General features: G+C 54.8%; 21 protein-coding genes and 1 riboswitch. Of the genes, 2 read left to right on the top strand and 19 right to left on the bottom strand.

Annotated features, from left to right (window positions below; translation table 11 throughout):
- Positions 1-21: 21 nt before the first annotated feature.
- From ACTHYN_RS13980 to ACTHYN_RS13965, 4 genes are all read right to left on the bottom strand, one after another.
- Positions 22-300, bottom strand: a complete 279-nt coding sequence (locus ACTHYN_RS13980) for a type II toxin-antitoxin system RelE/ParE family toxin (RefSeq protein ID WP_441813046.1) — start codon at positions 298-300, stop codon at positions 22-24.
- A 138-nt stretch (positions 301-438) separates the two neighbouring features.
- Entirely contained in the window at positions 439-804 is a 366-nt protein-coding gene (locus tag ACTHYN_RS13975; RefSeq protein ID WP_193075674.1) for a glyoxalase superfamily protein, read from the bottom strand.
- 704 nt (positions 805-1,508) lie between these two features.
- A complete protein-coding gene (locus ACTHYN_RS13970; RefSeq protein WP_441813045.1) occupies positions 1,509-2,816 on the bottom strand; it encodes a hypothetical protein in 1,308 nt (435 codons plus the stop codon).
- 82 nt (positions 2,817-2,898) lie between these two features.
- On the bottom strand, positions 2,899-3,426 hold the full coding sequence (locus ACTHYN_RS13965; protein WP_441813044.1) for a hypothetical protein: 528 nt from the start codon (positions 3,424-3,426) through the stop codon (positions 2,899-2,901).
- 366 nt (positions 3,427-3,792) lie between these two features.
- Between ACTHYN_RS13965 and ACTHYN_RS13960 the strand changes: the two genes are divergently transcribed.
- Entirely contained in the window at positions 3,793-4,779 is a 987-nt protein-coding gene (locus ACTHYN_RS13960; RefSeq protein WP_441813043.1) for an integron integrase, read from the top strand.
- A gap of 23 nt (positions 4,780-4,802) precedes the next feature.
- On the opposite strand, the gene ACTHYN_RS13955 is transcribed toward ACTHYN_RS13960, so the two are convergent.
- Entirely contained in the window at positions 4,803-5,861 is a 1,059-nt protein-coding gene (locus ACTHYN_RS13955) for a ribonucleotide-diphosphate reductase subunit beta (protein ID WP_441813042.1), read from the bottom strand.
- Positions 5,862-5,986: 125 nt separating this feature from the next.
- Positions 5,987-8,767: a ribonucleoside-diphosphate reductase subunit alpha gene (locus ACTHYN_RS13950; RefSeq protein ID WP_441813041.1), complete on the bottom strand. Its 2,781-nt coding sequence runs from the start codon at positions 8,765-8,767 to the stop codon at positions 5,987-5,989.
- 141 nt (positions 8,768-8,908) lie between these two features.
- A riboswitch (cobalamin riboswitch) is annotated at positions 8,909-9,113 on the bottom strand.
- Positions 9,114-9,193: 80 nt separating this feature from the next.
- Between ACTHYN_RS13950 and ACTHYN_RS13945 the strand changes: the two genes are divergently transcribed.
- Positions 9,194-9,931: a DUF3047 domain-containing protein gene (locus ACTHYN_RS13945; RefSeq protein ID WP_441813040.1), complete on the top strand. Its 738-nt coding sequence runs from the start codon at positions 9,194-9,196 to the stop codon at positions 9,929-9,931.
- A gap of 9 nt (positions 9,932-9,940) precedes the next feature.
- Here the strand turns inward: ACTHYN_RS13945 and ACTHYN_RS13940 are convergent, their stop codons facing one another.
- The 13 genes from ACTHYN_RS13940 to ACTHYN_RS13880 form a co-directional block, all read right to left on the bottom strand.
- A complete protein-coding gene (locus tag ACTHYN_RS13940) occupies positions 9,941-10,774 on the bottom strand; it encodes a substrate-binding periplasmic protein (RefSeq protein WP_441813039.1) in 834 nt (277 codons plus the stop codon).
- A gap of 105 nt (positions 10,775-10,879) precedes the next feature.
- The gene (nhaB, locus tag ACTHYN_RS13935) at positions 10,880-12,385 is read right to left on the bottom strand and encodes a sodium/proton antiporter NhaB (protein ID WP_441813038.1); all 1,506 of its coding nucleotides are present in this window, start codon (positions 12,383-12,385) and stop codon (positions 10,880-10,882) included.
- A 147-nt stretch (positions 12,386-12,532) separates the two neighbouring features.
- Entirely contained in the window at positions 12,533-13,492 is a 960-nt protein-coding gene (locus ACTHYN_RS13930; protein ID WP_441813037.1) for a biotin-dependent carboxyltransferase family protein, read from the bottom strand.
- Positions 13,489-14,217 carry a 5-oxoprolinase subunit B family protein gene (locus ACTHYN_RS13925; protein WP_441813036.1) on the bottom strand — a complete coding sequence of 243 codons (729 nt, stop codon included), beginning with the start codon at positions 14,215-14,217 and terminating at the stop codon, positions 13,489-13,491. Before ACTHYN_RS13925 ends, ACTHYN_RS13930 begins: the two co-directional genes overlap by 4 nt.
- Before the next feature lie 46 nt (positions 14,218-14,263).
- The gene (locus ACTHYN_RS13920) at positions 14,264-15,076 is read right to left on the bottom strand and encodes a hypothetical protein (RefSeq protein WP_441813035.1); all 813 of its coding nucleotides are present in this window, start codon (positions 15,074-15,076) and stop codon (positions 14,264-14,266) included.
- The gene (locus tag ACTHYN_RS13915) at positions 15,076-16,443 is read right to left on the bottom strand and encodes an amidase (protein WP_441813034.1); all 1,368 of its coding nucleotides are present in this window, start codon (positions 16,441-16,443) and stop codon (positions 15,076-15,078) included. The genes ACTHYN_RS13920 and ACTHYN_RS13915 overlap by 1 nt, the downstream gene beginning before the upstream one ends.
- The gene (locus tag ACTHYN_RS13910; protein ID WP_441813033.1) at positions 16,440-17,117 is read right to left on the bottom strand and encodes a DUF2848 domain-containing protein; all 678 of its coding nucleotides are present in this window, start codon (positions 17,115-17,117) and stop codon (positions 16,440-16,442) included. Before ACTHYN_RS13910 ends, ACTHYN_RS13915 begins: the two co-directional genes overlap by 4 nt.
- A 36-nt stretch (positions 17,118-17,153) precedes the next feature.
- On the bottom strand, positions 17,154-18,437 hold the full coding sequence (locus ACTHYN_RS13905; RefSeq protein ID WP_441813032.1) for a TRAP transporter large permease: 1,284 nt from the start codon (positions 18,435-18,437) through the stop codon (positions 17,154-17,156).
- Positions 18,437-19,030: a TRAP transporter small permease subunit gene (locus tag ACTHYN_RS13900; RefSeq protein ID WP_441813031.1), complete on the bottom strand. Its 594-nt coding sequence runs from the start codon at positions 19,028-19,030 to the stop codon at positions 18,437-18,439. The genes ACTHYN_RS13905 and ACTHYN_RS13900 overlap by 1 nt, the downstream gene beginning before the upstream one ends.
- Positions 19,031-19,093: 63 nt before the next feature.
- The gene (locus ACTHYN_RS13895) at positions 19,094-20,158 is read right to left on the bottom strand and encodes a TRAP transporter substrate-binding protein (protein WP_441813030.1); all 1,065 of its coding nucleotides are present in this window, start codon (positions 20,156-20,158) and stop codon (positions 19,094-19,096) included.
- A gap of 30 nt (positions 20,159-20,188) precedes the next feature.
- Positions 20,189-20,992, bottom strand: a complete 804-nt coding sequence (locus tag ACTHYN_RS13890) for a putative hydro-lyase (protein ID WP_441813029.1) — start codon at positions 20,990-20,992, stop codon at positions 20,189-20,191.
- A gap of 107 nt (positions 20,993-21,099) precedes the next feature.
- Positions 21,100-21,990 (bottom strand): LysR family transcriptional regulator, encoded by an 891-nt coding sequence (locus ACTHYN_RS13885; RefSeq protein ID WP_441813028.1) that lies wholly within the window; start codon positions 21,988-21,990, stop codon positions 21,100-21,102.
- A 342-nt stretch (positions 21,991-22,332) separates the two neighbouring features.
- Positions 22,333-22,497 (bottom strand): nitronate monooxygenase, encoded by a 165-nt coding sequence (locus ACTHYN_RS13880; protein WP_441813027.1) that lies wholly within the window; start codon positions 22,495-22,497, stop codon positions 22,333-22,335.
- Positions 22,498-22,569 lie beyond the last annotated feature (72 nt).

The raw sequence follows: 22,569 nt of genomic DNA, 5'->3' as shown, positions 1-22,569 counted from the left end.
GCGGCGGATTATGCATAGTCATTAGTGATAATCCTCATAATCAAGAATGTAGGCATTGCCGTCCTGAAATTCGAACGTCATGCGCCAATTTCCGTTAACCCGAATCGACCACCGCCCCTTGTCTTTTCCCTTCAATGGGTGAAGCCGAAAGCCAGGGATATCCATGTCCTCCACCGAAGTGGCCGTATCCAGAGCAGCTAACTGCATACGCAGTTTCTTGGCATGGTCAGGCTGTATGCCCACCGTGCTGCCGGTCGAGTAGAACCGCTTCAGTCCTTTGTGACGGAAAGATTTAATCATGAGGGAATGTTAGCATGGTGCGCATCACGCAACAATAGAGCTTAACGCCAATATTCAGCGGCCGCCTTTGCGTAGCGAAGCGGAGAAAAGGCCGTCCGGTGGAGGCCCATCAGGGCCGTAACGAACTGGAATGACTGGTTATGTGGTTGTACGTTCATTGAACAAAATTCTGTTTGAGAACGGATCTACCACTTCGAACACCCTATCACCCCAAGGTGCAGTCGTAATCTCTGGCCGAGAATACCTGTAACCTCGTGAACTAATTTCGCGGTGCAGGGCTTCAAGTTCATCAGTATTCACGAACGTTTTGGAACCGGGGGTACAATCTCCAGAGTGTTCACTGAGGTGGAAAACCAACCCATCTCGAGAGACTTGCATGTAGATAGGGAATCCCGGCTCAAAGCGATGCTCCCAATCGAGCGACATGCCGAGGAAGTCCAGGTAGAACTCCTTGGCCCTGGTCTCATCGAAGATTCGGATGATTGGAATGGCTTGAAATCGCATCCATGCTCTCCTCACACATAACGCTGAAATAAGCGGCGGCCCGACAGGGGCGTCCGGTGGAGGCCGCAGGCCGCAACGAACTTAATTGACTGGTTAACTGGCGCTGCCACCATAGTATGACCTTAGCACCTGATGACGGTGCTTGAAGATGAGTCGGTAGACAGGTGCCAGAACGTCTGCCAACACTGGCAACCTACACTGGAACTCGACGGTATCGGTGACCCAGCATAATGCCCCGTTCCGATTGATGTCCCGCCGATGGTGCCACAGCTTATTGGTTAAAGTACTGGACACCTCCACAAAACCCCGTTGGCGATCAATGGATTGAAAAAAGAACGTGTGCCGATCAATGGGAAGGATACCGAAAAGGAGTATCCAGCTCGAAAAGAGCACCCTACCGGAGGGCCATTCGAAGATCGGCTTGCTTGACCATTCTGAGGGAGCCGTCATACGGATGAGAAGGCTCAATTCCCTATTTACGCCCTTCATGGTGAGTAGCCCAGCAACATCTTCGGGACTGATTTTAAGATTGCTCGATACTTCAAATTTCACTGAGACCTTCCGTGACAGTTAACGCCAATATTAAGCGGCGCCCGACTAGGGCGTCCGGTGGACGGCCGCCAGGCCGGGAACGAACTTGAATGACTGGTTAGATGATGGTCCTCGCCCAGCCATATTTTAATGCCGTTCCGGCAAAGTTACCTTCACAACTTTCTATGTGATCGCCAGCGCTTGAACCATTGACTAATGGCTTTACCAATTACCACTAATCTCTTGATTATGCGAGACAATCCCCGAAAGAGTGGTCGAATTAAGCGCCGCCTGTCAGCGGAATCACGCTGGTCCAGTTTGGCAACCTTTGTCGTCGAATTTGCTACTTTGCCTCCAACGACCGCAGCTAGTGCGATAAACAGCCACCACCGCTGGTATCGTTCTTTCTGTTTGCTCGCGATAGCCTCTGTTAAATCTTCTTGTTTAGCCTTAGAAGCAACCAGAGTCGGGATAATACATTCGCTAGCGAGTGCTACGGATCGTGCGATCATATATTTGTCTACCAGCCCTTCCGGACCATCAGGGAAAGCTCTGCAGAATGCTGAGGGAGTTCTTTGGCAAACACCTGATGGCCTGGCGTGTTGCCGAACCCCGTCTCCAAGCTCTTCTACGGGGCAAACCGTGCGATTGTAGCGTTCGATCTCCTTACGAATTTGGATGATTTCTTTTTCTGGCACCGACCTTCTGATGCCAGCGTAGATTTCGGCGCTCTCAGCAGGACCAAATTGGTGGAAAGTGTCCACCCCATAGGCTGCATACTCATTCAATGTTTGTTGTACATCAGAAGCCCATATACAAGAAGACGTTTCAGCTAGGCCTTGCGTCTTACAAAACTGTTCATAGCTTCGGACTTGGTTCAATAAATATAAACTCGCTGCTCGGCTTATCCTGTTTTCTTCGGCGAGATTTGACGCGTGACGACTCCCAACAGAGTCTGCCACAAAAAATACCCCAGCTAGAAGTGCCGTCGCGTACCATAAATGATCATAGTAGCCGCGAAATCTATCAGTTAGGTTGAGAGAGTCGTAAACAATTACAGTTGTACACCACCCCGTTAGCAGGCTGAGGATTAAGAGAGGGACAAAGCCCAGCGAACTCCCAAGGGAACCACCTCCAATGTAAAACGAATCCGGAAGGTAGTTTATTTGAGGCCATAATCCAGCGACGTTCAAAAGCCCAGGAACAGCTAGTAGGGCAAAAACAAGGGCAACGCCACGCCACCGAGCGATCACAAACCCAGCGGCTAAAAGCGCCAAAAATAGAATTATCGAATAAAGCAGAAGGAGACCCAGAATGGGTGTGACTGCCTCTGCAGGAGACCAGTAACTTCCAACTATAAGTCCCTTCTCATTCCGCTCCAAAAAGTTTGAAGACGCTAGTCCAACCCCCTCTAAGATCTGTTGAATGCTATACGCTGCACCGTAGAGAAATGCTATGTACGGGAAGAAAAAATTAGACAATTTCGACTCTCATATTTTCCATCTAACGCTGAACGAAGCGGCGCGTCTCACGCGTCCGCCTTCCGTGACTTGTTATATTTGGCTAGCGCGAGAGCATATCCACCGTATCATCGGCAGTTCGGTCGACGGCTGCCATCACACATTGGTGTTCACTAAAGGCCATCAAAAGCCCGCTGGGACGGTGAAAGTTCGCAATGCGTTCACCGGTTTTAACATCGTAAATTCTGATCGTAGAAAAGCCGTTGAGGCTTCCCATCGTTTTGTGGCTCGTTACTTTTCCCATCACTAAGATGTCATAGTTTTTATCACGAGCGGTTTTCAGAGCAATTTCCACAGGCGCAAGATTCCCACCCGCAATAATGTCCGTAGATTCTTGCCTCAGGACACTTCCTTGCACGATACGGTTATTAATTTCACTCTCCAATAATGAAGTAAAATAATCCGTACTCTCCTCAACAAAATTTGGGTTACCCTCGAATCTTGTTACGTATATCACAGCGTCTTTGGGGATTTCAGCAGCCAGAGTATCCCGAACGTTCACAATCGACGGATTGGCACAGGCTTGAAGAAAAGCGACCAAAATCAAAGAGGCCAACTTGAAAATTTTCATATCACTCCTTAAATATAACAGCTAATTATACGAAATATGTCGTATATCACGCATTCGCGAATGCCCCATTCAAGCACACCCCCAAAACAAAACTATCTTCAACAAAACAATCTCTTGAGCACTCAACTCCACGGCTACCGCAGGAGTTATACGCCCTGGTTCGAGCCACTTCCGCTCCAGCCATGGGCGTATAATTCCGCCCTTCCTGTTTCAACTTCTAAACCCTATCAGATAGTTAGCTTCTTTTCGCTGACGAGTTCTGGAGTTTTGCGAAGGCGTTCGTATAACGCCGCTAATTATCAGCCTCTTGACTTCCGTCGAAACCAGTATACTGTATATAAAAACAGTGCTCACGGATGAGTAAGTATGGACATCCCCATCCCAATACCAGCGCAACCGACCCGCTTTCTAGACAAGGTTCGGGGCTTTATACGTCTGAGAGGCATGGCGTATAAAACAGAAAAAACCTATCTGTTCTGGATCAAGCGCTTCATTCGCTTCCATGGTCTTCAACACCCGGAAGTTATGGGCTCTGCAGAGGTCGAAGCTTTTCTGTCGCATCTGGTTTTGCAGGCAAACGCAAGTGCCTCAACTCAGAGGGTCGCTCTGAACGCTTTGGTATTTCTGTATCGGGAGTTTCTGGGCCAGCCTCTGGATGATCTGAATTTCAAACACTCCAGGAAGCCGGTGAAACTTCCAACGGTATTCAGTGCGGAAGAAGCCAGATCCGTTATTCGCAATCTGAGCGGCGACTACAGGCTTGTTGCCATGCTCCTTTACGGTTCTGGTCTGCGTATCAACGAGGCCCTGCGCCTGAGAGTTAAAGATGTTGATTTTGAAATGCAGCAATTGATTGTGCGAAATGGCAAAGGCGCTAAAGATCGGATTACGCTGCTACCGGATCGACTTGTCGAGCCGTTGAAACAACAGATCGATTCCGCTCTACACCAACATCAGGCGGACCTTCTGAAAGGGTCTGGCTCTGTGTATCTTCCGGCGGGCCTGGCACGCAAATATCCGAATGCCAGTCAGGAGCCTGGCTGGCAGTATATCTTTCCCGCACAGGTGCTTTCCAAGGATCCTCGTTCGGGCATAAGCAGGCGGCATCATTTACTGGACCGAACGGTTCAAAAGCACTTTCGTCGCGCTATCCAGGCTGCCGGTATCCGCAAACTCGCCGGCAGTCATACCTTTCGCCATAGTTTTGCCACCCGCCTTCTCGAAGCCGGCTATGATATTCGCACTATCCAGAAGCTCCTTGGCCACTCAGACATACGCACCACAGAAATCTACACCCATGTTGTTCGCAAAGGTGGTTTTGGTGTTCGCAGTCCGGTGGACGAGGGTTTCTGAGTCTCCCGGATGGCGGTGCAGCCTCACCACTCCAACTGCGCCCCGGTCTGGTACTCAATCACCCGTGTCTCAAAGAAGTTCTTCTCCTTGCGCATGGTGGCCTGTTCCTCCAGCCAGGGTGAGACGTTCTTGGCCCCGGGAAACGGGTCTTCCAGGCCCACGGTGCGGGCGCGGCGGTTGGCTACGTAGCGGAACTGTTCGGTGTGGTAGTCCGCTGAGTACCCCAGAATCGGGTCCCGCAGGATGTAGTTGGCGTAGTCTTTCTCCACCGCTTCGGATTCTGCCCACATGTCGGCCACGGCTTTCGGGTCGAGGCTGATGTCTTCTTCTTCCAGGATCTGGTTGACCACTTTCAGGCCGAAGGAGAAGTGCATGGCTTCGTCGCGCAGTATGTACTGCAGCTGTTCGCCGGTGCCGCGCATCAGGCCGCGGCGCTGCAGGGCAAAGATGGGGCTGAAGCCGTTGTAGAACCAGCAGCCTTCGAATACGGCGGCAAAAAACAGGTACGACATGATGAATTCGTGCAGATCGTCTTTGTTGCGCAGGTTGATGTCGGGGCGCATCGCGGCGTCGAGGCGGCGGTTGGCCATCTGGATTTTGGCGTTGATCTGCGGCACTACGCGGTAGCGGTTGTAGATTTCGCTCTGGTCCAGGTTGAGGGTTTCTATGCAGTGCTGGTAGGCCCAGGTGTGCATGGCTTCTTCGTATACCTGGCGCGCCTGGTAGATTTGCAGTTCCGGGGCGGTCATTTTTTCCATCACCGCCAGGCCGATGTTGCGCATGGCCAGGATGTCGGAGGTGGTGAGGTAGGCCAGTACGTTTTCGAAGACGTGTTTTTCCGCCGGGTTCAGGCGGTGGTGGTAGTCGTGAACGTCCTGGGACATGTTCACGTCTAGCGGTGTCCAGTGATTTTTGTTGGCGTTCATGAAGTATTCCCAGGCCCAGGGGTATTTGAAGGGGGCCAGTTGGTTTACGTCGGTTTCGCCGTTGATAACGCGTTTGTCGTCTGCGTTTACCGGGGCCAGGCTGCTGTCTGCCGCGGGCTGGCTTTGTGGTTTGGTTTCGTCGTCCCAATTCAGCATGGTTCGTGTCTCTTAATTGGATTTTCTTCGGCAAGTCTGGATTGAGAGGAGCGTTTACCCCCTCTCCCTAGCCCTCTCCCACAAGGGGAGAGGGGATATTTGGTGCTGGCCTGTCAGTTATTGCTCTACTGGCAAGCCTCACAGTCCGGCTCGTCGATACTGCATACCTGGGGTTGCTGTGCGGCGACCGGGGCCGCTTGCTGGTTCACGCCGGTGGCACCCAGTGAGCGCAGGTAGTAGGTGGTTTTCAGGCCGCGTTCCCAGGCCAGTTGGTATAGCTCGTCGAGTTTTTTGCCGCTGGGTTCGGCCATGTAGAGGTTCAGGCTTTGCGCCTGGTCGAGCCATTTCTGGCGGCGGGCGGCGGCTTCCACCAGCCAGCGGGCGTCGATTTCGAAGGCGGTGGCGTAGCGGGATTTCAGTTCCGTGGGTATGCGCTCAATTTGCTGCACGCTGCCGTCGTAGTATTTCAAATCGTTCACCATCACGTTGTCCCACAGGCCGACCGCCTTGAGGTCGCGCACCAGTGAGGGGTTGACCACGGTGAATTCGCCGGAGAGGTTCGATTTCACGAACAGGTTTTGGTAGGCCGGTTCGATGGATTGCGACACGCCCACGATGTTGGAAATGGTGGCAGTGGGCGCAATGGCCATCACGTTACTGTTGCGCATGCCGTGTTTGTTGATCAGTTCGCGCACCGGTGCCCAGTCCAGGCGGCTGTCGGTGTTTACGTTAAGGTCGCCTTCCAGGCGGGCGCTTTTCAGTAGGTCGAGGGAGTCGATGGGCAGTATGCCCTGGCTCCATAAAGAGCCTTCGTAGCTTTCATACGCGCCCCGCTCGGCCGCCAGCCGGGCGGAGGCGCGGATGGCGAAGTAGCTCAGTTGTTCCATGGCCACATCGGCAAACTCCACCGCCTGGGGGCTGGTGTACGAAAGGCCCAGGGCGTAGAGCGCGTCCTGAAAGCCCATCAGGCCCAGGCCCACCGGGCGGTGCTTGAGGTTGGAGCTTCGGGCCTGGGGTACGGCGTAGAAGTTGATGTCGATAACGTTATCCAGCATGCGCACGGCGGTGTTGACGGTGCGCTCCAAACGCTGCACATCCAGTTCGCCCTTGGCGATGTGGGCGGCCAGGTTTACCGAGCCCAGGTTGCACACGGCGATTTCATCGGCGCTGGTGTTCAGGGTGATTTCGGTGCATAAATTGGAGCTATGCACCACGCCCTTGTGCTGCTGCGGCGAGCGCAGGTTGCAGGGGTCTTTGAAGGTGATCCAGGGGTGGCCGGTTTCAAACAGTACGGTGAGCATTTTGCGCCAGAGCTGTTTCGCCGGAAGGGTTTTGAACAGGGTTATCTTGCCTGCTGCCGTTAGGGCTTCGTAGTGTTCGTAGCGTTCGCGGAAGGCGTTGCCGTAGAGATCGTGCAGGTCGGGCACGTCGCTGGGGCTGAACAGGGTCCAGTCGCGGTCCTGGCGCATGCGTTCAATCAGCAGGTCCGGCACCCAGTTGGCGGTGTTCATGTCGTGGGTGCGGCGGCGTTCGTCGCCGGTGTTTTTGCGCAGCTCCAGAAACTCTTCAATGTCCAGGTGCCAGCTTTCCAGGTAGGCACACACGGCGCCCTTGCGCTTGCCGCCCTGGTTCACCGCCACGGCGGTGTCGTTCACCACTTTCAGGAAGGGCACCACACCCTGGCTCTGGCCGTTGGTGCCTTTGATGCGGGAGCCCAGGGCACGCACCGGTGTCCAGTCGTTGCCCAGGCCGCCGGCCCATTTGGACAGCATGGCGTTATCGCGAATGGAGCCGTAGATGTTTTCCAGGTCATCGCCTACCGTCGTGAGGTAGCAGGAGGACAGCTGGGAATGGCGGGTGCCGCTGTTGAACAGGGTGGGCGTGGAGGCCATGTAGTCGAATGACGACAGCAGGTTGTAGAACTCGATGGCGCGGGCGTTGGGGTCGTCTTCACGCAGCGCCAGGCCCATGGCGACGCGCATGAAAAATACCTGGGGCAGTTCCAGGCGGGCTTCTTTCCAGTGCAGGAAGTAGCGGTCGTACAGGGTTTGCAGGCCGAGGAAGCCGAACTGCTGATCCCGCTCGGGCTTCAAGGCGGCGCCCAGGCGTTCCAGGTCGTAGGCGGCCATGGCTTCATCGAGCAGTTCATAGCGAATGCCGGCGCTGATAAAGCTGCTCAGGGCCTGGGGGTAGACGTCGGCCAGGCTGAGGCTCGAATCCAGGTTCAGCGCGGCCACGCTCTCAAGTCGTAACTGTTCCAGCAGCAGGCGGGCGGTCACCGCGCTGTAGTCCGGCTCCCGTTCAATGCGGCCTCGGGCGGTCATGATCAGCGCGCTCAGCACCTCGGATTCGGCAATGCCGTTGTACAGGTTGCGGATGGATTCCTCCACCAGGGACTCGCCATCTATGCCTTCCAGCACGGCCGCAGCCTGCTCTACCTGCTGTTTCATCAGGCCCAGGTCCAGGGGCACGGTGCGGCCACTGGCCTGCTTTACGGTGAGGTGGGGATGGGCCTCAACCGGCTCATGCAGGGCCCGCTCGCGGGCGTGTTCTTCCCGGTACAGTACGTAGGCGCGGGCCACTTTCTGCTCTTCCGCCCGCATCAGGGCCAGTTCTACCTGGTCCTGTATGTCTTCAATATGCACCCGGCCACCGGCTTTCAAACGCCGGCTGATGGCCTGTACCACCTGCTCGGTTACCCGGTGAACCGCATCGTTAATGTGGGCTGACCCTGCCGCCTGATCGCCTTCAACGGCCAAAAAAGCTTTGGTGACGGCGACACTTATTTTGGACGGGGTAAAACTGACCAGGTTGCCGTTGCGCTTGATCACCTGCAGGGCGTCGGTGCTGGATGGAGGTGAAGAATGTGACGAAGGCCGGGACTCGGCCAAAGTGGTGGCAGACATACCATGTTCTCCTGAATACGCGTAAATTCCATAGTCTTCGCGTACACAGGACAAACCAGCACATCAGCCAACCATGGCTGTAACCGTGCTGTATTTGTTGCTGCTCACCTTATAGGGCCAGATGCAGGCGCCTGAGTCGCGAAGGTACAGTTCTCCCTGGCAGTGTCTTCGGACTCAGGGGCATGAACCTTTTACTTGGTGGTTCTGCCTTGCGTGGCGACTTCCCGGCTTGCGCCAGTGTCTGTGTGCCACACTCGTTCCCCAATACCGCTGCGCGTCAGTTCCGGAGTCTCACCGGATTCCCGAATACCATATTTGGTATTCAACCAAGGATTGGAGCACTATATACGGGAAGATTTCGAGAGACAAGGCACCTTTTTTATTTGCTGGTCTCCCCTCAAACACTCTGCAAAGTGGGACAATTTCATGCACATCACCACTCGCCCCGGTATTTGGCTGCTGCTTGCAGCTCTCAGTTTTATCTCTTCACCCCTGCTTGCACAGGACTCGCTGCTACCCGCATTCTCGAAAATGTCGTCGCTAACGGATGGCTGGGAACCGCTGGAATTTCCCAAAATTGAGCAGCACTCCCAATACGAGTTAATTCGTGAGGATGGCACCCAAGTGGTTAAAGCGCATACCTCTGGCAGTGCGTCGGGCCTGATTGCCCGGCTCAATGTAAACCCGGATAATTCACCGATTCTGAGCTGGCGCTGGAAAGTATCCAATGTATTCAAGGCCGGCGATGCCCGGGAGAAATCCGGCGACGACTACCCTGCCCGAATATACGTCGCCTTTGAGTTTCAGCCGGAGAAAGCAGGTTTTTTTGAGCGGGCAAAGCGCAAAACCGTGGAGGTTCTGTTTGGAGAAGAGTTGCCCGGCAACGCCCTGAACTACATCTGGGCAAACACCCTGCCGAAAGGCGAGTTTATAACCAACCCATACGCCGATGAAACCGTGATGATTGCCGTCAATTCCGGCAATGAGAGCACGGGCAAATGGGTAGAAATCAAGCGGGATATTGTTGCAGACTACCGTGAGGCGTTTGGGGAGGTCCCTCCACCAATCCGGGGTATTGCCATCATGTCGGATTCCGACAATACGGGTGAGCAGGCAAGCGCCTGGTACGGTGATATAACTCTCGCCCCCGAAAGCGCAGACTAGAAAGTCTTTCTAGCGAAGCTCCTCGGGAAACCCGGGGATAGTCTGGCCAGAATTGAAATCCTGAACCGACGGTACCTCGCCTCTGCGGAGAAGGCTCAAATAGGCGTCGTCGAACGCATCTCTAAGCACCGCTGCCCTGGGGCTTGCCAGGGAGTAAAGCCAAGCCGAATAGCGCGATCGTATGTTTACTCCCCGAATTGTGCCGTCCGCTGTCTCGTTTAGAATCATCTCGACCGGCTCTCGATAATCCAGAACATAGTCGCCACGCTTCAGTTTGAGCATCTCGAGCGCTGCACGATTATTAGGGGCTTGGGTGAGCCTTACCTGGCTTGATTGCTTTAGCCAGGACAGCAGGCCACCATAAGTATAGCCTGAAATCACAATAGCGATTTTCCCCTGAAGCTGATCCAGGTGTACGAGCGGGCCCGAAGACTCGAGATACCAGGCGCTTAGATGCACCGGGTAAACGTTCATCCAGCTTTCGAGAACTTCTCCTTCAAGATCGGTTATCCCGGAAACGCCGGGCCACAGATCTATCGTTCCATTTTTCAGATACAAATAAATCCGGCTCACTGGCAGGTAGATAAACTCGGCCTCATAGCCCGCTTCCTGAACAACGTTTCGGGTAAGCTCAATGAAGTGGCCGGCGGGCTCGCCCTGTTCGTTCTGGTATTCCATGGGAGGGAAATCGGTATAACCAATACGTACTGTGTTACCGCTCGTCTGAGCTAATGCAGAGCCTGTTAACATAGCCAGGGTCAGCATTAAGACCATAGCCGCCAGCCTGGCTGCAAAAACCGGGAACAGACTGGGAAGTGATGTGGGGTTGCGGAGTTTATACATAATATCGACATGTTGGGCGTCTAGGTACATTTTAACCATTGTAATACAGGTTAACAGACCCGGGTGAAAAACGACCTTAGCCCTCGGTAAAAACAGCGAAGACCACTATATATGATTAACCACCATATATAGGCCCACCCCGCCCATCACCAACGTATAGGGGAACGCCATGACAACCATACGGCCATAGGAAAGCCGTACTAGCGGCGCAATGGCTGAGGTAAGCAGGAACAGGAAGGCAGCCTGGCCATTGGGCGTTGCCACGCTTGGCAGGTTGGTACCCGTGTTGATAGCGACCGCAAGATCCTGGAAATGCGCCTGGCTAATGCTGCCTGCATCCAGGGCTTGTTTAACTTCACTGATATAAACCGTGGCAACAAATACATTGTCGCTAATCATCGACAGCAGGCCATTGGCGATAAAGAACATGCCCGGCTGCTGACCTTCCGGAAGCGATAGTACATAGTCGATTACCGGCTTGAACAGATGCTGTTCGTGAATCACCGCCACCACCGCAAAGAATACCACCAGCAGAGAAGTAAATGGCAAAGATTCCTGAAACGCTTTGCCTATTTTGTGCTCACTGGTAACGCCGGTAAACGAGGTGATCAGGATGATAACCAGCAAACCTATCAGGCCCACTTCAGCCAGGTGCAGCGCCAGGCCAAACACCAGAATGACGGCCGCAAGTGCCTGTATCCACAACGCCGCCAGATCTTCCTTGGTGCGCTTGGCGCGTTCGCTCTCGGCAAACTCCTCCAACACCCTCCGAACCGACCGGGGAAGCCGGCCGCCGTAACCAAACCAACGCATTTTTTCCAGCACCCAGCAGGTTACCAGACCAGCCGCTAATACTGGCAGACTCACCGGTGCCATGTGCAGAAAGAACTCGATAAAATCCCAATCCACAACCTTAGCGATTAATAGGTTCTGGGGCTCGCCAACCATGGTCGCAACGCCTCCAAGCGCGGTACCAATGGCACCGTGCATCAAAAGGCTGCGCAGAAACGCTCGGAAATTTTCCAGATCATCCCGGTGCAGCGCGATCACTTCATCATCACTGTCTGCATTATAATCGCTGACCTGGATACCCTTACCAGACGCTACTTTGTGATACACAGAGTAGAAACCCACGGCAACACTGATAATAACGGCGGTAACTGTAAGCGCATCTAAAAACGCAGAAAGCACGGCTGCGACACTGCAAAACAAGAGCGAGAGGGCCGATTTGGACCGTACACCCACCAGGATCTGGGTAAAGGCGACCAACAGTAAATCCTGCATGAAGTAAATGCCCGCCACCATAAACATCAGCAGCAGAATCACCGGGAAGTTAGTCAACACCTCCAGGTACACGGCATCGGCTGTGGTAAGGCCAATCAGCAGCGCCTCTATTGCCAGCAGTCCGCCGGGCAACAGTGGATAACATTTCAGTGCCATAGCGAGGGTGAAGATAAACTCAGCGATCAACAACCAGCCCGCCGTAACCGGGCCCAGAAGAAGCATTACAATGGGATTGGCGATCAGGAACAGCACAATAATCTGCTTGTACCAAACCGGGGCTTTACCAAGGAAGTTGCTGGTAAAAGCAGAAAACATTGTCGTGGGCATTGCAGCATTCTTCTAAGTTAGCGGGCGAAAACAGTATGTGGCAACAGGCGGGTATCTTCCTTGATATTTTGACGCCAGTTAATGCGACGAAGATACAGGATAGTTGCCAGCTTTAGTACTGTCAGTACCCGCTCTACCAGCCCTGTGTTAACGCGGCCGAGCGTGAAAAAATGCCCGGAACGTCCGATACTGCCTGAGAGCTGTGTCGCTTCCCTTGGGGAGCAGCTTCACTTCCTCTTTCGGTAAACACTGAGCCAGCCGCGAGGCCGACAAAGGTGTCAGCGAGCCCAGCCGGGGGTACCCACCTATGGTCTGGCGGTCGTTAAGCAGCGCAATGGGTTGGCCATCCGGTGGCACCTGCACACCCCCCAGGTTAATCCCTTCGGAAACCAGGGTGCTTATGTTGCAATACAGTTTGGGTCCGATAAGGCGCACTCCCATGCGATCCGCCAGGTCGTCGACCTGCCACCAGGTGTTAAAGGCATCGAACAGGCTGCGACCGGTGAAATGTCCAATCTGGGCGCCCGGCAGAAAACCCAGAACCGCCGGCTGGCTGAAATCCGGTACGGCGTCTTCCGGTGCTTCAGGCAATTCGTGACGACTATCAGACTTATTGTGGACAAACAGCTGGTCGCCTGAGGCCAGTTTGTCGCCAAGGCCACTGAACCCGCCGAGTTCTTCCCGGCAGACACTGGCCACACTCCCCAGCACCGGCTCCGCCACAAACCCGCCGGCCACGGCCAGATAGGCCCTAAGCCCACTCACTGGGGCGTCGAAGGCCAGGGTTTGCCCTTCTTTCCAGGTTACCGATTGCCACAAAGGCACAGGTTTTTGCTCCAGCGTTGCACCCAGGTCAGCGCCTGCAATGGCAATACGCAGATCGCGTCCAGCTACCAACTGCAAGCCACCGAAGGTCACCTCCAGATTGGCGGTGCCCCAGGCATTCCCGGCGAGGTGGTTGGCCCAGGCCCAGGAGTACAGGTCCGCCGGGCCGCCCTGAGTTACCCCGAGATGGCGCACGCCAAATCGCCCGCTATCCTGCAACAGCGCCAATGGCCCTGCCCGCTGAACCCGAATACAGGGTGTTGTGCCATCTGTTTGTGTCATGCCATAGGCTCCGCCGGCGTTGTGTCTCCACCGTCGCGTTCGAATTCTTCCCGACTCACGGGCACAAACCGCACCTGGTCTCCCACTCGCAGGAGGCTGAAGCCTTCCCGCTCCCGGTCGAATAACCGGGCGCTGGTGCGTCCTAAGAGGTTCCAGCCGCCGGGAGTCTCAACAGGGTAGGCTGCCGTCTGCCGCCCCGCCAAGGCAACGCTGTTGGGAGGCACACGCCGACGTGGCGTATCCAGCCTGGCACATTCCAGCCGGGGGTCGACCAGGCCCATAAAGGCAAACCCCGGAGAGAAACCCAGGGCAAACACGCGGTAAACCTGCTGGCTGTGGAGCTGGATGACGTCATCCACAGCTTCGCCGGAAAGCTTAGCCACACGCGCCAGTTCGGGGCCGACGCTGGTGTCATACCAGGTGGGCAATTCGTGGATCTGTCCCTGCCCGGTTTGTTCTTCCGGCTCCAGGTCCATCAGTATCTCACAGAGGGTCGTCCGCGCCTGTGAGGGCGAGACCGCTAAAGGATCGAAAACAATGAGAAGGGTGGTATAGGACGGCACCAAATCAACCAGAGCCTCGCCGAATGCCTGCTCACAACGGTAGGAAAGGGCGGCCAGCCAGCGTAGATTCTGTTCCTCAATGGTGTCGAACAGACGCACAATCCAGCCGTCCAGCCCGGCAGATTCAAGCACCGCATTTGTCCGGACGCTGTCCTGGCTCATTATGGCTCCTAAACAAAATGGAAGAACGGGCTGCAAATGCTCTAGCTTAACGTACCTCCGCTTCGGTTGCCCGATCAAGCGAACGGCGATGCAACCACTGGCTGCTCAAAAAAAGCGCGGCACTGACCGCCAGCGAAGCAACCAGTGCTGCCATAAAGATGATCATGGGCGGAAATTTGCCTCCCGTCAGTGCCACAACAACGGCAAAAGCGACCAAGCTTAGCATGCCTTTTTGTGCAATGATGACGGTAGCCCTGGCTACCTGTGAGCCATATCGCTCATGGAGAGTCCATCCGATGGTAAACAGGCCAACAGGAAAGCCCACCAACACACCTGACAACAGGGGGCCGGATCTGGCCGCTACCGTTGTTGCCACGCTTACCAACACGCCGGCCAGAAGCCCACGCAGCAGCAGATCAAACCAGCCCGAACGCACAATCACTACTGGCTGCCCTAGCTTCAGTACTCGCCGTATCACCTCAGCGGCCAGTAGCACCAGGCAATAGAGGAAAACTGCGCCCCATATTCCTCCCGGAGTAAAGGAAAAAATCAGAGTCGAGGGGATCCAGCAAAGAGTTGCCAGCCCCAGGCTGGCGAGCGCGCGCATTCGACCGGCTGTTATCACGAAACAGATACTGAACACCAGCGTTGCCACTAGCGCATGCAGTGTTGACAACGCGGCCGACTGGATAAACTCGACAGAACGTTCCTGCAGCATAAAGAAATAACCGGGCCCCAGAATGATCGGCGTTCCGGCAATGATACCCCCAAGTCTCGGTCCCAACTTGCTCACCGCAACCGAGACCCCGATAACGACCGAGGCGGTCGCAATCAGTTTGAAGGCAATAACACCCAACATCAGCGGTTCAGTACCTGTTCCATGGCCCGGGCTGTGCCAAGCACGGCACTGTCCGCGCCAACGCGGCCCATGAGCGTCAGCCCGCTAGGTAGTTCACCGGGGCTGTGATTGGGCAGCGTAATGGCACACAGATCGAGCAGGTTAGCGACCGTCGGGTTACGCAGGATCAGCAGGTTGAGGCGAGCATAATCATCGTCAGCATCAAGCTCGTGCAGTTTGGGAGGAACAATCGGAACCGTAGGCGCAAGAAGGCCATCAAAGTCGGCAAGCCACTCGTCCGCCTGTTTCTTACGCACCGCGCGGCAACGCAACAATTCAAGATAATCGGCGGCACGCAAACTGGCACCCCGCTCTATGCGCACGCGCACGCGGGGATCATAGTCATCGCCGTGCTGCTGCAGCCACTCGCGATGCATATGGTAGCTTTCAGCAGCCGTGAATCCACCTCCTTCCATCAGTTCAGGCAGAGTGTCCAGCACCGGGACAGATACCTCGGCTACCTGCGCACCCGCCTCTTGCAACCTGCGCAGGCTGCGATCGAACGCATCGGCAATCTCTGGCGATACCTCATCCATCATGTAATTGCGAGGCACGGCAAAACGGCGGCCGCGCAGGTCGGCGGGTCTATGGAGCAGCCTGTGCTCGCCCGAAAGGACCGCATCAATCCGGTCACAACAATCCACACTGCGGGCAATGGGGCCTATGCTGTCAAGACTGTCAGAGAGTGCAAACAGACCCTCGCGGGGTATGCGCTGTTGCGTAGGCTTGAACCCCACCAACCCACAGAAAGCGGCCGGGATACGCACAGAGCCTCCGGTATCCGTGCCGATTGCTGCCGCTGCCATGCCGGAGGCTACTGCGGAGGCGGCGCCAGAGGAAGAACCGCCGGACAGGCGTCCCGGCGCCAGCGGGTTTGCCGGTGTGCCATAATGAGGGTTGAGTCCCACACCGGAATAGGCGAACTCCGTCATGTTGGTGTGCCCTGTTATCACAGCTCCCGCCCGGCGCAGTCGGGAAACGATCAAGGCATCCTCGTGCGCCCTTTCGGTCCACCATTTGGAGCCCGAGTGCGTCACTTCACCTTTAACATCAAACAGAACCTTCAGAGCAATAGGCAACCCCGCAAGGTCGCCTAAAGGCACTCCGCCTTTGTGCAGTAAATCGATCGCCTCCGCCTCAGCCCTGGCGGTGCGGTGAAATACCGAGGTGTAAACCTGATTGGCGGGGTCATCGAAACGTGCAATGTTGTCGAAACAGGCTTCCAGCAGTTCGCTGGCACGCAAGCCGCCATGATCTATGCCCTGTCGCAGCGACGAGAGCCCGGCCCCTGACTGATCCAGCGGGACCAGATCCGCTGTTTTTTTCATTTCACCACCGACAGAGTCTCTGTGCTGTAGCTGTGTTCAAGTGTTCGCCCCGTCTCCGGGTCTTCAAGCACTAGTCGGAAGGCATCGGAGGGGCGCACGCCACCCGCTACCGGCAAAGTTCCACAAAGCATGGCCTGCCCTGGTTCAAGCCGGGGCTCGTTGAAGCCGAACCGTTGCAGCAAGTCCCGCGGGTGTAGCAAGCCGGTTACACCGCCCTCCTGGTACAGCACTTCCTGACCACCAAAGGTGGCATAGGAGGCCATTTTCAGGGCATCCCAGTGTTCAATCACGCTTTCGAGCTTCCAGAGCTGCGGGCCAACAGGCTTGGCACAGACCTGTTTGGAGTGCGCAACCGACCACGCCTCTGCTTCACGGTCAGTGTGATCAGAGCCAATGCCGACGTATGTGCCTTGCTCTGTGCCAATCAGCACAACCTCCACCTCACCGCTGGTTTGGCCCCCCAGTACCTGGATCGTCTCCGCGGTAGTCAGTTGATCCGCTGATACACGGTAAAAAAGCGGGGTACTTGAGGGTGGCGTAACGCCTATGGCCTTGAGTTCCTCAATATGCTCGTCAATCCCCGCCTGCTCTCGGCCCGCCCAACCTGCAATAATGAGTTCCCTGACATCAATCTCAAGGGCGTCGTTGGTGTCCGCCAGATAAAAGCTTGTCATGAAAAAATCCTGTTGTTGCTGTTCATGGATGAATAATCAATTGAGTATCCCTGGTAAATACAAAGCCAGGGCCGGGAAAACAATCAGCAAGGCGGCCATGAGCAACATTAACCCGACGTAGGGCATGGCGCCCTTCATCACATCGTTAAACGAGCCGCTTTGGCGCACACTTTGCACCACGTAAAGGTTCAGCCCCACAGGCGGTGTTATCAGTGCCATTTCAATTAGAAGAATCAGCAGGATGCCGAACCAGACCGGGTCAAAACCAAGCGCCACTACAATGGGAGCCACGATTGGGATAGTGATCACCATCAGGGACAATGTCTCAATAAAAAAGCCCAGAATAAGATACATGGCAATAATCATCAGAAGCGTTGTATAGGGGCCCAACCCGGCCGCTTCCAGAAACGCCGTCAATTCGTTTGTGACACCCGCTGAGGCCAGTACAAAGTTAAGAAAATAGGAGGCAGTGATAATCAACACAATCATGCCAGTTGTCCGCATGGTGCCTTCCAGAGCATCGACCACCACACGCACGCTGAGTTTACGTAGAAACAACGCAATCAACAGGGCACCAATGACCCCCAGTGAAGCAGCTTCGGTCGGGGTCGCAAGACCAGCATAAATTGAGCCCACAACTACAGCAAACAGCATCAGCACAGGTATCAGACTGGTAAGGCCGGTAAAACGTTCTCGCCAAGTATGCTGGGTGCTCGGCCCACCCATGGAGGGGCGCCAGATACAGATCAGTGCTGTGCCCACCACAAACAGTAATGCCAACAAGAGGCCCGGGACCAGGCCCGCGGCAAACAGTTTGGGAATGGAGGTCTCGGTGAGAAAGCCATAGACAATCAGGTTGATAGACGGCGGGATCATAATGCCCAACGTGCCACCGGCGGCAATAGAGCCGGTGAACAACTTTGGATCGTATTTCATTGCATTGCCCTGGGGGATGGCAACGGTGCCTATGGTTGCGGCAGTTGCCACACTGGAGCCCGAGGTGGCTGAAAACAGAGTTGCCGTGGCAATGTTGGCATGGAGCAACCCGCCAGGCAGCCAGGAAAGCCAGCTCTCCAGGGCACGATAGGTGCTTTTGGCAACGCCCGTTCGAACCAGTATCTCTCCCAGCAGGATAAACAGCGGAATGGCAATTAGCAGAAAGCTGTCGGACGCGGACCAGAGAACGTCACCAATCGCATTGATTAACGGAAAGGGCGAAAAAAACTCATCAAGAAACAGCCCCAATACAATCAATGTGGCGGCCACCGGCACACTGAGTACAAGCAGTACCAACAGGACCACAAGCGCAAATAGAATCATCAGGCGGTTTCCTTTCGTTCTTCAGCCACCTGATCGTCCAGGGTTGGACTGCCGGCGACTCTTTGAACATCTTGAATGTTGCCACTCAGCAGACCGAACAAAACGCGAAGCGAAACCACGAGCACGGCGATGCTGAACCAGGTCAGACCTATGAGCCAAAGCAACTGGGGTATCCAAACTGGCGTACCAAGGGGCGTATTAGCAGTGGCGCCACCGGTGTAGGAGAGCTTCGTGACTTCAAACGCAGCGCCAACAACCAGTACACAGAACAGCGCCAGAGACAGTATGGCAATCAGATCCAAGACACCTCGCACGGTAAGAGGCATCTTCAGATAAAGAGCATCAATGCGGATGTGCGCCTTGCGCATTAGCGTATACGCAAAAGCCCAGCTTGAGCTGATGGCCATAACATAGCCGGTGAGTTCGGTGGCATGAAAACCCGAGCGACCAAAAACCTGCCGGGAGAATATCTCGGCGGTGACCAGACACACTGTAAGCAGGATCAGCAGACCACCCGCACGTGCCATCCACAAAGAGCCGACATCCACACCGACAAGTACTTTGTCGAGAATACGATTGAACTTTTGAAACATGGGTTTCTCCATGGTAAGCCCGGGGCAGAGCACCAGCCCGGGCTGCTTTAACCAACCAATATGTTATTTGGTTGCGGTAAGACCCGTTACCTCACCGATCGTCTCATTCCAACGATCCACCCATTTCTGTTCAACGCGATCAGCCCAGTTAGGCAAGAGAGTTTCCTCAAGATGCCGGGAGACCTGTTCAAAGTCTTCATCGGTGGCTTCCACCAGCACCATGTCGCCTGCCTTGCCTCGTTTACACTCGCCTTCACCTGTCAGGCAGGCGATGCCCTCGCGGGTTTCCTCTACAGCCGCTTCCCAGACGGGATCCTCGTAGCTGGTTTTGATTTCATTCTGCAACCACTGCTGGGTCTCGCCCGACAGTGAATCCCACTTCTTGCCATTCATTGCTGTCAGGACCTGGTCCCATCCACCCATGGGTAGCGGATATAGATGTGTCGACACTTCGTGCCAACCAGAACTGTAGCCCGACAAAGACCCTGTTACCGCACAGTCAACAACACCACGCTGCAAGGCCCCAGGCACTTCACTGTAGTTCAGAGTGATCCCCTCCGCGCCAATGGCCTGCAAAAATTCAGCGGTTGTTCGTCCACTGGCGCGTACCTTTTTACCTTCTAGATCCTGCAAGCCGTCAATTTCTGTGTTGCAGAAAACAACTTGGGAGGGATAGGGCACAATGGCAAGTAGCTTTGCTCCGTTATAACGCTTAACAAACGCATCTGCCAATACAGGCCTGTAAGCCTCTGCCACTTTGCGGGCTGTCTCCACATCGGGCGCCATCATCGGCATATCCAGCCCTTCCAGTTCGGGCGCGTCCGACACGGCATAATCTGCCACGGTAGAGCCCACTTCAATAACATTGCGCGCCATCAAACGGTACACTTCACCGCCGCCCAGGCCCATCTGGTCAAACGTGGTTACATCCGTCGAGATTTTCCCGTCAGAAGCCTCTGGTACATGATCCTGCCAGAAGGGCTTTTCAAAATTTTTGTACAGGGAGAGGCTGCTCCAGCTTCCCACATAAGAAATGCTGGTTTTGTCCAGCTCCTGGGCCGACGCAGGTGCGCCAGCTACTAACAGGGCCGCCGCTGCGGCGGATGCGAGATACGTTCGTGTTGTCATTGCCATCTTCCTCTTCTCATTGTTTTAGGGTTACAACAAAGCTACCTGGCTTTCAGGTATGTCGGTGACCAGCATGTGACCCGGTGTGTGTGTGATTGCAAATTCGATTCCGGAATCCATGAGAACCTGCTGCGGAGTAACGCCACAGGCCCAGAAGACAGGGATTTCATCCCGACCCACAGAAACTGAATCGCCGTAATCCGGAAAATCGAGATCTTCAATACCAATCAATGCAGGGTCGCCCAAGTGAACAGGGGCTCCATGGGTCTGGGGGAAGCGCGTGGTTATCTGAACGGCCCGAATAGCGGCCTCAGCCAGAAAGGGGCGCATGGACACAACCATATGACCACTGAACCCGCCCGCTGGTTGCAGCGCAAGGGAGGTTTTGTACATGGATACGTTTCGCCCTTCATCAATATGGCGCACCGGCACACCATTCTGGATCAGCGCATGCTCAAAACTGAACGAACAACCCAGAGCGAAAGTCACCAGATCGTCCCGCCACACATCCGACACCTCATTCCGCGTATCAGCCAGTTGGCCGTTGCGGTAGACACGATAGGACGGTACATCCCGGGCAATATCCAGATCCTTACCCAGCAAAGCGCACTGTCTATCGCCAGGCTCACTTACCGCCAGGACGGGGCAGGGTTTGGGATTAGCTTGGCAGAACCGTAAGAAACCGTTGGCCTGTTCTTCTGGAAGTATCACCAGGTTGACCTGTACATAACCACTGGCCAACCCGGCCGTAGATCCTGTCAACAAACCGTCACGCGCAGCCTGCCGGGCCTCCGCGGGAGTAGAAAAAGAACGGGAAAACGTCGACGAAACCATGATTCTGCCTCGATATGCTTTCCATTAAAGTTAGCCCAGAATCACTGATTGGTTCAAATCGAATTTAAAAATCACCTTTGATCGAAAAAACTGATCATATGACGTATTCACATTTCAGCGGCGTCCGAACTTACTACCTTTAAGCAAAGCTCAGCGACAGCACGCACCACATTGGCGCCGGGAGCCGCGCAATAGGCCATATTGAAAACCAGGTCAGGTACGGTAGCTTCAACCTCAAACTCTCGCAGTTGTCCTGTAGCCAGTTCCTGATTCACAATTTCTTTTGGCAGGGCACTCACACCGATACCATCAAGCACCATGCGAATAATGGTCGACAGCGACGAACTCGAATGTATCTGGGTGGCATTGCCAGTCTTATTGATGAGCGTGCGGATGTTTGCGTGGGGTTCGCTCATACGTGGATAGGTAATAATCGGAAGTTTCGCCAGCTCGGGAAGGGACAGGTGTTCCGATGGCAGGGCAAGCTTCGGGCTTGCAACCCAGGTTAACGAATAGCTGTAGAAAGGGGCGTTAAAAAAACCTTCCTGCCGCACTTCGCCAATGAGAAACGCAACGTCAATTCGCCGCTTTACCAGCTTTTCTGACAAATTAATCGAGATATCAATATCGAGTTCCAGATTGATAGCCGGATAAGTTTCATTGATCCGTTCGATCAGCTCAGGTAGCCAGGTATACGCAATGGTTTCCGCAACTCCCAGGCGAATGGTTCCCTGAATAACCTCCGGGCTGGCAACCATGTCTAGTAACTCGGCGTGTAACTGAAGAATCTGTTCGGCGTAGGAGAGCACCTGCCGGCCCTTGGCAGTGAGCACTGCACTGCGGCCGGAACGATCAAACAACTCAATTCCCAGCTCGTCTTCCAGACCCGAAATTCGCGCAGAAATGGTGGGTTGCGAAGCATAGAGTTTTTTCGCCGCAGCCCGAAAGCTTCCAAGTCTCGATATCCAGAAAAACGTTTCTAACGACCTGATATTCATGCCTGAGAGCCTTTGTTGAAGAACAAATAAAAAGGCCCAGCTCGCCAGCCGGCATCTCCCGCACCAAAGGCGCGCCCTGCCCCGACCATTGCGCGGAAAATTCCGAGGAGTTTGTGGCTACGGCTGCGCCGGCCAGAACCTTGCCAACACTATAGGTTATCGGGTAACCAGGCAAAACAGGGGCGAAGGGCCGCGGGGCTTTCGATAAAGCATCGGCAGGAGGCATCAGGTTCAGCGGGCTGCGTGGCCGAAAATTCGTCAAAATAAGGTTTTACATAGCGTAACCCACTAGTTTCGGGTGCCGGATCGGGCACCGCGAAACGGTGACAGAACTCATTGACATTAAAGTATCTTTCCGTTTTCGATCGGGTTTGGCCCGATCGTCCCCAATGCTCCGGCATTAGAAGCTGCTGCAGCCAGACTCGGTGTGGAAACACCGGCCATAGGCGCCTGAACAATGGGGTATTGAATATTGATCAGGCGCGTCAGCGAGTTCGAAAAGCTCATGGTTTATCCCACAAGAATTGTGGGATCATAATAAAGTTGGTAACAAAACGTTCCCCTAGCACCCATTTATGT

Origin of the sequence: Marinobacter sp. (genome assembly GCF_052091845.1) — a bacterium.
GTDB lineage: Bacteria > Pseudomonadota > Gammaproteobacteria > Pseudomonadales > Oleiphilaceae > Marinobacter.
Note: the sequence above shows the minus strand (reverse complement) of the source record. Positions and strands in the feature narration are given on the sequence as shown.